This window comes from Glaciimonas sp. PAMC28666, from assembly GCF_016917355.1.
In the GTDB taxonomy this organism is placed as follows: Bacteria; Pseudomonadota; Gammaproteobacteria; order Burkholderiales; family Burkholderiaceae_D; genus Glaciimonas.
The window spans coordinates 578,986-592,193 of record NZ_CP070304.1 but is presented as its reverse complement, the minus strand read 5'-3'; the positions used below and the strand labels follow the sequence as shown (position 1 = coordinate 592,193).

Annotated in this window: 12 protein-coding genes; 5 read left to right on the top strand and 7 right to left on the bottom strand. The window is 50.3% G+C overall.

Annotated elements, in window-relative coordinates:
• Positions 1–97 precede the first annotated feature (97 nt).
• From JQN73_RS02605 to JQN73_RS02585, 5 genes are all read right to left on the bottom strand, one after another.
• Complete coding sequence (locus JQN73_RS02605) at positions 98–502, bottom strand: DoxX family protein (RefSeq protein ID WP_205321607.1); 405 nt, start codon at positions 500–502, stop codon at positions 98–100.
• A 376-nt stretch (positions 503–878) separates the two neighbouring features.
• Positions 879–1,121: a hypothetical protein gene (locus JQN73_RS02600; protein WP_205321605.1), complete on the bottom strand. Its 243-nt coding sequence runs from the start codon at positions 1,119–1,121 to the stop codon at positions 879–881.
• Between the two features lie 160 nt (positions 1,122–1,281).
• Positions 1,282–1,536 (bottom strand): DUF1488 family protein, encoded by a 255-nt coding sequence (locus tag JQN73_RS02595; RefSeq protein WP_205321604.1) that lies wholly within the window; start codon positions 1,534–1,536, stop codon positions 1,282–1,284.
• A gap of 253 nt (positions 1,537–1,789) precedes the next feature.
• Positions 1,790–2,056, bottom strand: coding sequence for a hypothetical protein (locus JQN73_RS02590; RefSeq protein ID WP_205321602.1), 267 nt, complete (start codon positions 2,054–2,056; stop codon positions 1,790–1,792).
• 380 nt (positions 2,057–2,436) lie between these two features.
• The gene (locus tag JQN73_RS02585) at positions 2,437–3,507 is read right to left on the bottom strand and encodes an adenosine deaminase (protein ID WP_205321600.1); all 1,071 of its coding nucleotides are present in this window, start codon (positions 3,505–3,507) and stop codon (positions 2,437–2,439) included.
• A gap of 114 nt (positions 3,508–3,621) precedes the next feature.
• On the opposite strand from JQN73_RS02585, the gene JQN73_RS02580 reads away from it, so the two are divergent.
• Positions 3,622–4,110 (top strand): GNAT family N-acetyltransferase, encoded by a 489-nt coding sequence (locus JQN73_RS02580; protein WP_205321598.1) that lies wholly within the window; start codon positions 3,622–3,624, stop codon positions 4,108–4,110.
• A gap of 235 nt (positions 4,111–4,345) precedes the next feature.
• On the opposite strand, the gene JQN73_RS02575 is transcribed toward JQN73_RS02580, so the two are convergent.
• Both JQN73_RS02575 and ppc read right to left on the bottom strand, forming a co-directional pair.
• The gene (locus JQN73_RS02575; protein WP_205321596.1) at positions 4,346–5,029 is read right to left on the bottom strand and encodes a response regulator transcription factor; all 684 of its coding nucleotides are present in this window, start codon (positions 5,027–5,029) and stop codon (positions 4,346–4,348) included.
• 348 nt (positions 5,030–5,377) lie between these two features.
• Positions 5,378–8,260, bottom strand: coding sequence for a phosphoenolpyruvate carboxylase (ppc, locus tag JQN73_RS02570; protein ID WP_205321594.1), 2,883 nt, complete (start codon positions 8,258–8,260; stop codon positions 5,378–5,380).
• 361 nt (positions 8,261–8,621) lie between these two features.
• Between ppc and hemC the strand changes: the two genes are divergently transcribed.
• The 4 genes from hemC to JQN73_RS02550 all read left to right on the top strand — a co-directional run bounded on the left by hemC (position 8,622) and on the right by JQN73_RS02550 (position 12,933).
• A complete protein-coding gene (gene hemC / locus JQN73_RS02565; protein ID WP_205321592.1) occupies positions 8,622–9,590 on the top strand; it encodes a hydroxymethylbilane synthase in 969 nt (322 codons plus the stop codon).
• 121 nt (positions 9,591–9,711) lie between these two features.
• Complete coding sequence (locus tag JQN73_RS02560; RefSeq protein WP_205321590.1) at positions 9,712–10,500, top strand: uroporphyrinogen-III synthase; 789 nt, start codon at positions 9,712–9,714, stop codon at positions 10,498–10,500.
• The gene (locus tag JQN73_RS02555) at positions 10,497–11,732 is read left to right on the top strand and encodes a uroporphyrinogen-III C-methyltransferase (protein ID WP_205321588.1); all 1,236 of its coding nucleotides are present in this window, start codon (positions 10,497–10,499) and stop codon (positions 11,730–11,732) included. The genes JQN73_RS02560 and JQN73_RS02555 overlap by 4 nt, the downstream gene beginning before the upstream one ends.
• A gap of 4 nt (positions 11,733–11,736) precedes the next feature.
• On the top strand, positions 11,737–12,933 hold the full coding sequence (locus tag JQN73_RS02550; RefSeq protein WP_205321586.1) for a heme biosynthesis HemY N-terminal domain-containing protein: 1,197 nt from the start codon (positions 11,737–11,739) through the stop codon (positions 12,931–12,933).
• The last annotated feature ends 275 nt before the right edge of the window (positions 12,934–13,208 follow it).

Sequence of the window (13,208 nt, the reverse complement as noted above, 5' to 3'; positions counted from 1 at the left end):
CCGTATTCACAATCATTGAGATTTGCCATTTGCCATTTGCCATTTGACAATTGCACCAGGAACCGTCTATTCCGGTACCCGGTGCTGCTAAAAACATTTAATTCCAACGTCCTGCTCTGCCACCCATGCTCAGCCGACCAGCGCCGAGAAGCAGAATCGCCAGTGCTATAAACAAATAAAATCCCTGTAGCTCTAAGCCCCAGCCTCCGGTGCCGGACAACGTCATCAGCTGCTTGCTATGCACCAGTGAAAACGCAAACAACATATTTATCACGATGATTAAAGCACCAACCCGCGTCCATATACCCAGCAAGATCATGATGGGTGCCAATACCTCGCCGACGTAGACAAGGTAGGCGACCGCTGGTGGTAAGCCTGCTTGACTGACCAATCCGACCACATACCCGGGGCCACTAAAAATTTTCGAAATCCCATGAAAAAGAATCAAAATCGCTAAAGTCGCACGAAGAATAAACTTACCGAGGTCTTCAGTATTTTGCATAATATTACTCACTATTTGTATGTTGAAAGGCACGAGACAATCCGTTCATCAGTATATACAGGACATGGACCCCGCGCATTTCGTACCATTTGTTTTATAGACCCCGGCGGGATTTTAATCGCTTTAATTCTGGACGATTTGCCTATCGGAAGGGTATCGCTGCGCACTTGAATAGGTGGCTAGAAGCTGGAGGTCGAGCATCGTGCATGACCGGGGCGGTGGAACAGGGAGGAACCATTTGTCGAAACGAGGTCTAAATTTTGAGAAGTCACCCGCCGGCGAAGATTAATTTAAGTTGAAACGATAGAGGATTAATTATGCGGATTCATCAAATTGTATTTGCGATTGCTTTATTGGTTGGTTCGCTGACAGGGTGTCAGAAGAAAGTAACACCTCTACCGCAAACAACGATATCGACGCCGTCCGCTGCATCGGCCGCGTCGAGTCCAGCCGTTGCAATCGCACCGGCAGTACCCGTTGCCCCTGTTTTGCCTGTCACTCCGGCCGTTCGAGTAACGCCTGCAATACCTACAGTACCAGTAGCACCAGCAGCTGGACAGAATAAATAATGATCGTCGCTGATCAGTCCATCAAGCGCAACATTAGTCTGCTTGAGCACTCAGATGCTCGCTGTAACGGAATGCGTTAAAAAACTGGGTGGCACTCGACAATTGCGCGAACCAGAAACGACACTTTAAAAGCCCTATTTGAAGGCCGCACTTTTCCGGAGAAACATCTCTCAATGTAGGGCGGTTATGTATAGGGAGCAGGGGCAAAAATTAATGGAAGTAGCCGCTACTGACAACCACTGGCACGCCGGCAACTCCGGCGTTGATAACCCTTCTCGCCACTCCTTCGATCTTGGTCTGAAAAGCCCGGTACGTATTTAACAGATCAAGTTTTGGATCTTTCGAATGCGATAGCACCGCAAGCGTCGCGGCCGGGACCAGACATTGGTAATGACGGTAATCTACGATCACTGAAAACAAAATCCCTGCGCGTGTAAGACGCGGTGCAGCTAATACGTTATCCATCGTAATCTCCACGGGTGGGATTGCTGTGCGCCGGTGAGCAGGCTGCTTTCTGAATTACATTCTGGTGTTAGTTTTTTAGGGTGCTGCACGATAAATGGTGCCTTTTCGATATTGCTCGAAAAATGACGGACTAGCAAGATCCCTTATCAAAATAATGTAAACTTTTTTATGCTCGCGTTATCTAAGGAAAACCGTTTGAGGAAAAACGGCACAAATTTGGTGCGCCCTAACATTTCAATCACCCATATTCTTGTCAGGGCCAGGGCATCGGTGTCACGTTGACGTACTGTGGCTCATGCTCCGATTGAGATGTGATCTGTGGGTCGTTGCTGTTATCGCTTTCACCCTGAGCAAGTTTAGGTCCTAAGATTTCGCTGATTTCTTTTCCTGATTCAGAAAAGTCGGACGGCATCAGTGGAAATGATGCTACTGGCCAGTGTTCGATAGCCCAGTGGGTTAATTCATCGAAGCGACGCGTAAGCTCATCCGCAAATTCGTCGCGTTTTTCCTTATCATTCATATCGCTCTCCCGGTTATCGTTACGTTGGCTAGTGATGGAACGTATTTCCATTATATTGGACCACGCGATCCGATAAACGTTTTGATAGAGGGCGTAAAATGCCGCCGGAATGGCATCTCACTGGCTAGTTATCCGTTTTGAAAATAACAGGTATGTGAATTATTCAGCATACAGCGGCTCAAAGACTCGATATAGTTACACCTGTCTCCTCCAACACCTCCTAAGGTTTGGATTCAGCCCGCAACCGAAAGGTCTTCGCGGGCTTTTTTTTGTCTGGACCGGTGCGGTGAATAACCGTTCGCCTATAAAGTAGGTCGAACGGCAGATGGTATTGAGCGCTGACGTTTTGCGGGGCAAAACTGCCCCGCTGGTCTGTGCCCCTAATGCGTTTGATGAGCGCTACAGTAGCCGTCCAATTCCTCCAGCAAACGTTGTTTTTCGATTGTCGGCAAAAAGCTGGCTTCGAAGCTGTTGCGCGTGAGTTTGATCAACTCTGCGCGGTTAAGCTGCAGCGATTCGGCGACGGCCAGATAGTTCGCGTTCATATAGCCACCGAAATACGCTGGATCATCCGAGTTGATAGTGACGGCCAACCCTGCGTGCAGTAAACGTGCCAAATTGTGATCGCCCAAGTGGCTCACCACGCATAGCTTAAGGTTTGACAATGGGCACACTGTTAGCGGCGTGCGTTGTTTTGCCAATCGTTCCATCAATATGGGATCTTCTTCGCTGCGTACACCATGATCGATGCGTTCAACGTGAAGCACATCCAGCGCATTGCGGACATATTCCGGCGGACCTTCTTCGCCGGCGTGCGCCACGAGACGGAAGCCAAGTTGGGCGCAGCGCGCAAAAACCTTGGCAAATTTTTCTGGCGGATTCCCTTGTTCTGCAGAATCGAGGCCAATCCCGATCCATAAATCTTGATATTGCTCTCGTAGCGGTAGTGCTGCTTCCAGCGTCGTAAATGCATCCTCTTCGGACAGATGGCGTAAGAACGACATGATCATGGCGCTGCTAAAGCCATGCGCCTGCCGGGCCTCACGTAACGCGCGCGCAATACCCGCGAAGACGACTTCAATACCAATGCCACGCTCGGTATGGGTTTGCGGATCAAAGAAAATTTCAGCATGACGCACGTTGTCGGCTCGACAGTGCACAATGTAAGCAGCCGTCATTTCATAAAAATCTTGCTCTGTCAGCAGCACCGCGGCGCCAGCGTAATACAGATCTAAAAACGACTGTAGATCGGTGAATGCATAAGCCGCCCTTAATTCCTCAATGGTCGCATACGCTAATTTGACCTGATTGCGTTGCGCCAGGGCGAACAATAACTCCGGTTCCAGCGTCCCCTCGATATGTAAGTGTAGTTCTGCTTTCGGTAAACCCTCAATAAACGATTTGAGATCGGCGGCGAGAGGAGGGAAAGGGATAGGTTCGATTTTAGGCATGGTGATTGTAAAAATACGAGTAGATTGGATATGCCATGATTCTACAGAATCATGGCCACGCCATAAAAATAAGGTGATAAATTAACGTCAGGCAACTTCAGTTAAAGCGAATCCATGAAAGAAATAATCAAGATAGTCAGCGCAGATTTAAATAATCCTCAGCATGCGCAGGCCATAGTCAATTTACTCGATATGTACGCATCTGATCGCATGGGTGGTAACCACCCGCTTTCCGATTTTGCAAAAGAAAATTTAATCTCTGCATTTAAAAAAAGAAGTGCAATTCAGCCCTTACTGGCTTTCGTAGGAAACGCGCCAGCGGGATTAGCCATTTGTATGGAAGGCTTTTCGACGTTTTCTTGTCAACCTCTACTGAATATCCACGATCTCGCAGTATCGCCTCAATTTCAGGGGAGGGGCATAGGGCGACAATTAGTCGAGCACGCGACGAGTCTTGCGGAAAAGCTTGGCTGCTGCAAAGTGACGCTGGAAGTATTAGAAGGTAACGCGCCCGCCCGCGGCTTGTATAAGTCGTGCGGTTTTATCAATTATGAGCTGGACCCCGAAATGGGCTCGGCCATGTTCTTGCAGCGGTTACTTTAGGTCTCACGGCAACTGGCTATACTTTGCTCCCTAGGCTGCGCCCGGAAGTTATGAAGTAGTCTGGTTTTTTGTTCGTTCATGATGATTGAATTGAGGACTATTTGATTACATTGTCGATGGGGCGTGGTCTCGCCATGTGAGATAAAGCGAACGCCGAGGCAATGACATGCACTTGATCGAATGACAGAGCTGATAAAGGCCGTATTCTGGCCTTGCTCTGCGTATTTTAAATTAATTAATCCAGATGATCGTCGAGCCTATTTTCGGCAAAATAGCGCATGAGTTGAAGGTCCGTCTCCAATTTTAATTTGACCATTGCCGAGCGCTTATGGTGACTAATCGTTTTAATGCTGCGATGAATTTTTTTAGCTATCTCATTTGCTGAAATACCTGTTGAAAAAAGGCGCAATATTCCCACCTCTCGTGAAGTTAAACTTTGCCGTGCATCCCGCTCCTCTACCGTGATTAGCTGCTCTTGCTTCATCAGTTCAGCGCTGCTTTGCCCCAGAAATACTTTGCCTTCACAGGCTTTATTGATGGCCTCCGCAATTTCTGCGCTTTCCCCTTTCTTGTGAACAATCGCACACACCCCTAACGTTAATAACGCATGATAGAGCGCAGGTTTTCTGGTTGCCGTCAGAATGACTACTGCAACTGTCGGAAATTGAAGCCGTATCGTGCGTATCATTTCTAATCCATCAATTTCGTTTTCGACTGGCATCGATAGATCCGTGACCAGAACGTCACAGTCTGCTTTCCTCAAGACCTCGAAAAGTGAGCCGGGACTTACAGCGAGGCCGATGACGACCATATTTTCGCATTGCCGCACCAATAGGTTGAGACCCGATAGTGTGAGAGGGTGATCATCCGCAATGGCAACCCGAATTCTGTTGCCTAGTGAAAATTTCGTATGATACATTTTCGCTCCCATTTATGAATAATTGTGTATGGGAGAACTGTATAGTTAGCGTCAATGTACGGATACGAGACATTTCCTAAAACGATGTGGGCTTATCTATTTTTTCGAGAGAAAAACCTGAGACTTACAAAACGGTTCAGATAATTCAGGGATGCCAGATGCGAAGTGACATTTTTCAGATCACGAAATGGAAATTGGCAATCCAGGCACCATTTTCGACAAGCGCTTACCGCACTGGCGGATTTGCGATTCGCTTGAGGCAAACAAAAATCCGACTACATCAACGGGTTGATATAGTCGGATTTTCGTTTCTTGCCCGTGTTGGGGGCGATGAATGCAATCCGCGCGTTAACCGGTATTTCGCAATCCCGCTGCGATGCCGTTGATGCTTAAATGAATCCCACGCTTAACCCGCTCTTCAGTCGTTTTGCCTGATGCCGTGACACTGCGATGACGTTTGATTAGCTCCACCTGCAAGTGATTCAGTGGATCGAGATAGGCGAAGCGATTTTTTATGGAGCGTGCCAGCAACGGATTGTTCGCAAGTCGTTCCTTGGCACCGGTGATGGACGACAGCAAGCCGCTGGTGAGTTCATGTTCCTGAGAGATGCGTTTGAAAATGCTATTCCGCAATTTTCTATCAGTCACCAATGCCGCGTAACGCGACGCCACCGCCAGATCGGTTTTGGAAAGCACCATATCCATGTTCGACAATAGCGTGGCAAAAAACGGCCATTCTTTATACATGGTGCGCAATAGCGTCATTTTCTGGGCTTTGCTTTTGGCATCGTCTTCGTTCAGCCATCCTGATAGCGCGCTCCCAAAACCATACCATCCCGGTAACAATAGACGGCATTGTCCCCACGAGAATCCCCATGGAATCGCCCGTAAATCTTCAATCCGGCGGGTTGACTTGCGAGAAGCGGGACGCGAACCAATATTCAGTTCTGCGATTTCTGCGATGGGCGTCGCTTCAAAGAAATAATCGGTAAATCCGGGCGTTTCGTAGACCAGATGGCGGTAGGCCTGATAGGCGCGCTCTGATAATCCGTCCATTAATTGTTCGAATTCGCTGAGCTTTTGGGCTTGTTTGCCGACCGCAGTATGCGGCATCAGACTGGCTTCCAATGTTGCCGCTACCAGCAGTTCCAGATTGCGTCGTCCGATTTCTGGATTAGAAAACTTTGACGCAATAATTTCACCTTGTTCAGTTAACCGAATTTGACCATTCACGGTGCCAGGCGGTTGCGCCAGGATGGCTTGGTAGCTTGGACCGCCGCCACGACCAACTGTGCCGCCCCGTCCGTGGAACAGCCGCAGTTTTACGCCCGCTGTGTTGAATACCCGCACCAGTTCGATTTCTGCTTTATACAGTTCCCAATTTGAGGTCAGGAAGCCACCGTCTTTATTTGAGTCCGAATACCCGAGCATGACTTCTTGCAGACGGCCTTGTTCGACGATGAGTCTGGCTACCGGCGGAAGTGCCATCCAGTTTTGCATTATCTCGGCGGCAGCGCGCAGGTCCGGGATGGTTTCAAATAACGGAATGACCATTAACTCCGGTTCACTGTTGGCGACTGCCTTGGTGTCCAGATCGACCGCATCCAATGGGATACGCACCAATCCGGTTTCTTGTTGCAGCACCATGACTTCAAGCAGGTCAGACACGGTTTCAGTGTGCGAGATGATGTAGTTCCGAATCGCACGTGCACCGTAGCGCTGCCGAATTTCACGCGCCATGCGCAGGATGCTTAGCTCTGAATTGGTCTCGTCAGAGTAGTTAATATACTGAGAAAAAAGCGGGCGCGGATTCGATAATTTGGCTAACAGCAGAACGATTTTTTTGTCTTCGTTGAGTTGATTGTAGTGTGGTTCCACATTCGAGCGCGCGAACAACTCAGTGAGTACGCGTTCATGGACATCAGAGCTTTGGCGCATGTCAAGTGAAGCCAGGTGAAAACCGAAAATTTGGCTGGCACGCTTAAGAGTGGACAAGCGAGGCTTGACAAGTGCTCCACCATGATTGGCGACCAACGAGTCCTCGATGATTTGCAGTTCTTGCGTAAATTCAGACACGGTGATGTAGTGGGAAGCAGCACCCACTTCGTTGCGCAAGATATTGGTGGCGCCGAGATCGCGTGCAGTGGCAGCGAGTCTGGCGTAAATGCCAATCAACGCACGGCGATAGGGTTCGTCAGAACGATGGTCTGAGGTATCCGGCGAAGATTGCGCCAATGCCTCTAACTCTGGGCTAACCCCAACCATCAGGGTTGAGACGGAGAGTTCAGCCCCTAATTGATGTACTTCTTCAAGATAGAAGTCGAGGATCGTGGTTGATTGCCGTTGCAACGCATGCTGCATGGTGCCAGCGTTGACATTCGGATTGCCATCACGGTCTCCGCCGATCCAGCTTCCCATCTGCACGAAGGGAGCTAACGGCGCGATGGCGCCGGATTGACGGGCGCGGGTCGGAAACTGGGTGGCGATTTCGGATTCTATGTCATCGTACAACGCCGGCAATTCGCGTAAAAAAGTGATTCGGTGATAGGACAGGGCGTTTTCTATCTCATCGGCGACGGTAAGCTTCGAATAGCGCAACATGCGGGTCTGCCACAAAGTGGCGATACGTCCGCGTAAGAGTTCGCTGTTATCGCGTAATTCTTTTGGGGTGTGCGGCTGGTCACGATCAGCTAAAAGCCGGGCAATTTCTCGCTCGGCATCGAGAATACTCTTGCGCTGTACTTCAGTCGGATGCGCGGTCAATACAGGCGAAATGAGGGCATCTTTCAGAAAGTTGCGCACCGTAACGCCGGAGACGCCAGCATCATCAAGTTTGGTCAACGCATGGGCAACGCTGCCAGGCTGCGCAGCTGATCCAGCCAGCAAATGGGCGCGGCGGCGGCGATTGTGGTGCTGATCTTCGGCAATATTTGCCAAATGGGAGAAATACGAAAATGCACGGACAACAGAATTGGTCTGGTCACGCGTCAGTTTTTTCAATAATTTATCGAGATCGGCTCCGGCTTGCTGATCTGATTCGCGGCGGAAACGGACGGCGGTCTGACGAATTGTTTCGACTACGTCGAATACAGCATCGCCCTCCTGATCGCGCAAGACATCGCCTAGCAGACGTCCTAATAAGCGGATGTCTTCTTTAAGCGGAGCGTCTTTATTTGGAAGGGAACTCTTGGTGCGAGCGGTAGATGGGGAGGGGGTCGGGTGTTTTGCCATGGTGGACGTGCTGTCTGCTTTTCTAAAGGAATATAGATAGATATAGATTAGCCAACGATAAACTTGTCAGCTCGATTACAACCAAAGACTTAGACAGTAACTCAATTAAGGATCGAATAGCAGTTCAATTAACAATACTCAGGCCCATTAAAGGGTGTTCGTGTTTTGAAATGCTCTTTAGCGACACGACGAACGACACTACGATCTCGCCGATTAACCGCTAAAGCGCAAAAATAGGGTTGTCAGATGCCTTTTCCAAAGATTGTTAGTACGGAGATAAAAGTGCGCATGCTAGAATTTGCTCCGAGAGCACGCGTCCTGACGGTGCGGATAACGCCAGATCTGGCTGCTTTGATAAAACATGAAAGAGTTTGTGTTGAAAATTTCTCCCCCTACCAGATTAATAATTGCCTCCCGCGAAAGTCGCTTAGCCATGTGGCAGGCCGAACACGTGCGCGACAGATTGCTTGAATTATATCCGGACTGCGTCATCGAAATACTTGGCATGACAACGCGCGGAGATCAAATTCTTGACCGGACGTTATCTAAAGTTGGAGGGAAGGGGCTTTTTGTCAAGGAGCTGGAAGTCGCCATGGCAGAAGGCCGCGCCGATTTAGCGGTGCATTCGTTGAAGGATATGCCGATGGATTTGCCAGCAGGCTTTACGCTTGCGGCAGTGTTGGAGCGGGAAGACCCACGCGATGCTTTTGTGTCGAATGACTACGCTTCTCTTGGCGCGTTGCCCGCAGGTGCGATTGTCGGTACCAGTAGTTTACGGCGTCAGGCGTTGATTGCCGCACGCTTTCCGCATCTCGTGATCAAACCATTGCGCGGCAATCTCGATACGCGCTTGGGAAAACTGGATAACGGTGAATATGCAGCTATTATTCTTGCCGCAGCGGGTTTGAAGCGTCTGGGGCTGCCTGAACGAATTAAAGCGGTGATTGCGCCGGAACAAAGTCTTCCTGCCCCCGGTCAGGGTGCAATGGCAATTGAAATCTGCGAAGGTCGAGAAGACCTGCAGCGCGCATTGGCACTCTTGAATCATTTGCCGACGTCTCAAGCCGTCACTGCTGAACGGACCTTATCGCGCGTTTTTGGCGGTAGTTGCCAGATTCCTCTGGCAGCGTTTGCAACGATCGAAGGCCACGATATGCGTTTGCGCGCAATGATTGGGACTCCCGACGGTTTACGTACAGTCACCGCCGATATCATTGGTGCCGCTGATGCTCCCGAAGCGTTGGGAAAGCGGATTGCCATATTACTTGAAGAGCAAGGGGCGGCGGCAATTTTGGAGGCGTGTAAAGTCGACTTCGCCGAGGACGCTTGAGCCGAACGTTTGCAGTTGATCAAGAGCAGGTGCGATGAATTAGGCACGATGAATTAGGTACGATGAAGTATGTACGATGAAGTATGTACGATGAGGCAGCGGCGGAAGGAGTAGGGTAAATATGAATGGATTGCGGCCGATCGTTATAACCCGGCCTTTGGCACAGGCGAAACTGCTGGCGCAAGAGATCACCGCACGGGGCGGAGAAGCGATTTTTTTTCCATTACTGGAAATTTCTCCGCTGAACGATGACACCGAATTAAAAGCCACCTTGGCGCAGCTTGATCGCTTTACACTGGTGGCGTTTGTTAGTCCAAATGCAATCGATGCCGCTTTTGAGTACATACAGCAATGGCCCGCCGGGGTGGGCATCGGAATTGTGGGCGAAGGGAGCCGACTGGCACTTGCACGGCACGGCATCCATGCTCAAAATGTACCTATTTATAGTCCGGCCGACAGCGCGAAAACGGACTCTGAGGGTTTATTAAAAGCGTTGGACCTGCCCGGCTTATGTGGAAAGCGTGTATTGATCGTACGTGGTGATGGCGGACGCGAATTGTTAGCCGACACTTTGCGCGCGAATGGGGTCGAAGTATGGCCACTGGCAGCGTACCGCCGTCAGGCACCGGAGATGACGCCAGCGGTTTCGACGCAACTGCAGCATTTGCTCATGTCTGAAAACGACTGGATAGTAACCAGTTCGGAAGCCCTGAGAAACCTGATGCAAATGGTATCTGCGCTGAAAAATGTGACACAAACTGATACGAATGTTGTAAAAATGCAACATAAAAACTTACTGGTTCCACACGCCCGCATTGCCGATACGGCACATGCGTTAGGATTTACTACCGTAACCCTGACAGGCTCAGGGGACGGACGACTACTTGACGCGTTACAATTCGAACTATGACTGAACCGCAATCACCCTCCCCATCGCACCAGCCCGCTGGTCCAACCGTCAACCCGTCGCCGCATACTCCCGTATTGCAGCCATACGCCTTAAATAATGGCAAGAATGCCAATAAGCAGTTGCGGACGGTTTATGTGCTGCTGTTAATTGTGACAGTTTTGCTGGCCGCGCAATGGTGGAGCTCTCACAACGAAAACGTGAAGTTACGCACAGAGATGGCGCGCCGCTTACAAGTGGGTGATAGCTCTAACAACGATACTAAAGTCGTGGTGAAGTCGGTCCAGGATGGCACCAAAGAACTCGAGGCAAAGGTTGCTGTGCTGGAGAACAAGCAAATTGAAGCGCAGAGTCAGCAGCTGGCCCTTGCGCAGTTGTATCAGGATCTTTCCAAAAATGGTGACGATTGGGCGCTGTCGGAAGTCGAAGACGTCTTGTCTACTGCCAGTCAGCAATTGCAGCTGGCCGGTAATGTGCCGGGTGCCTTGATCGCATTGGAGAATGCCGATAAAAATCTGGCACGATCCGACAAACCGCAATTTGTCGTTATTCGGAGCGCCATCGCGCATGATATTGACCGTCTGAAAGCGCTACCGACGCTTGATACCACCGGCATCGCGGTGCGGCTCGATAGTTTAATCGGTCAAATAGACAGCCTTCCGTTGTTGTCTGATGTCCAGCCGGTAGCAATTGCCAGCGAACCTGTCAGCCCGCCAATCAGTCCACCGGTCGAGAAGCTCTACAGCAAAGGACCGCACCCGGCCGGATCGATAGCCTCAAAAACGCGCGATGGCAAATCGGACAGTAAGGCAGCGACAGACCACACAACCTCCATAAACGGCCACGTCAGCACCGACTGGAGCGGCGTGATTAAGGATCTCTGGAAAAGTTGGACCGCAGACTTATGGGGTGAGGTTAGCCAATTGATACGGGTACGGACGGTCAACTCGCCCGATGCGTTGCTGCTATCACCGACTCAGGCTTACTACGCTCGGGAAAATCTGAAGTTGCGCCTGCTGAACGCGCGGCTTGGACTGTTATCGCACAATGAATCGGCTTTCCGCAGCGATCTGATCGCGGCGCAAGAAACCATCACCAAATATTTCGATACGCGTGCCAAGCAGACGCAGACCGCGCAAGCGCTGTTAAAACAAATACAAGGTAATAATTTGTCAATCAATATGCCAACGCTGGATAGTTTGGCTGCGATCCGTACTTACAAAAACAAGCGATAGGTTTATGCGATTTTTTCTTTGGATCATTGCCCTGTTCGCGGCTGCCATAGGTTTGGCAGTTGCTGCGCGCTACAACGTTGGTAACGTAGCGTTATTTTATTCCTTCAAGCGAATCGACTTGTCGCTGAATTTTTTCCTCTTATTGCAGGCGCTGTTCTTTATCGCCTTATATATACTGGTCCGCGCAATCCGGACCACGCAAAAGTTACCCGGCAAAGTCATCTCTTATCGTCGCCACAAGCGTGAGGAAAAATCCAATAAAGCGCTGCGTGATGCGCTCAAATCGTTGTTTGAGGGCCGTTTCGGCCACGCGGAAAAGGCAGCCACGCGCGCGGCTGAATTAAACGACAACCTTGGCGTCGCTGCGCTGATTGCAGCCCGCGCCGCGCATCGGATGGGACAGTTTGAACGCCGCGACATCTGGCTCTCGAGTATTGAAGACAAGGATGCGATGAAAACCGCGCGTTTGATGACGACGCTTAATTTATTGGTGGACGAGCATAAACCGCAGGCCGCATTGGCAGCTGTGAGTCAATTAAATGCCAGTGGAATTCGCCATATCCAAGCGTTGCGGTTGGCTCTCAAAGCCAACCAGCAAGCCAAGGACTGGCCCGAAGTCCTGCGACTTGTCAGGACATTGGACAAGCATGACGCGTTGAATCCCGTGCTGTCGAGCCGCCTGCGCGAGCTGGCCTATGACGATTTATTGAAAGATGCATCGCATGACGCAGAGTCACTACAGCGTTTGTGGCTGACGATTCCTGCCGAAGATCGCCTCAAGCCATCGCTGGTCGTTCGTGCTGCGCGCGCTTTTACCCAGCGGGAAATGCAGGACGAAGCCCGAAACATGATCGAGAAGTCACTGATGGTGGAGTGGGACGTTCGATTAATGCGGGTCTATCGTGAATCAATTGCAGGCGAAGGAACGCCCGCGTTGCGGAGTCAAATTGAACGATGCGAGGCCTGGACAACCGTTGAGCCGCAGGATGCGGAGTTAGCGCTGACGCTTGGCACGTTCTGTCTGAAGCAAAAATTGTGGGGCAAGGCCCAGCGCCATTTACAGCAAGCTTTATCGAATGCAACCGAACCACGCACTGTGCGTGAAGCGCACCTGAAACTTGCTCAGTTGCACGAAGGTTTGGAACAGGGCGACAAGGCGGCAGAGCATTATCGTCAATGTGCTCTGGCAACGATGATGTAATTTGTTGGGCTATTAGAAGCGTTCATAAAACGGCCTTTTCCAAATTCGTCGTGGAACGGCACTGGGGCCAGTGCAATATATTGAAAAAGCAGCGAGAAATCGCTGTTTTTTTGCGCTTTATAAAACGAAACACTTATTATTTTGAATTGTTGTTGTGTGCCATATCGCGTTTATCGATAGCTGCATGGACGTGCAGGTGGACTTTGATTTCTCTTAACTTGCCGACTCAGCCGTCCGTCTCAGGCGTTAGCGCCGTACTTATTTTAGCCTGGTCT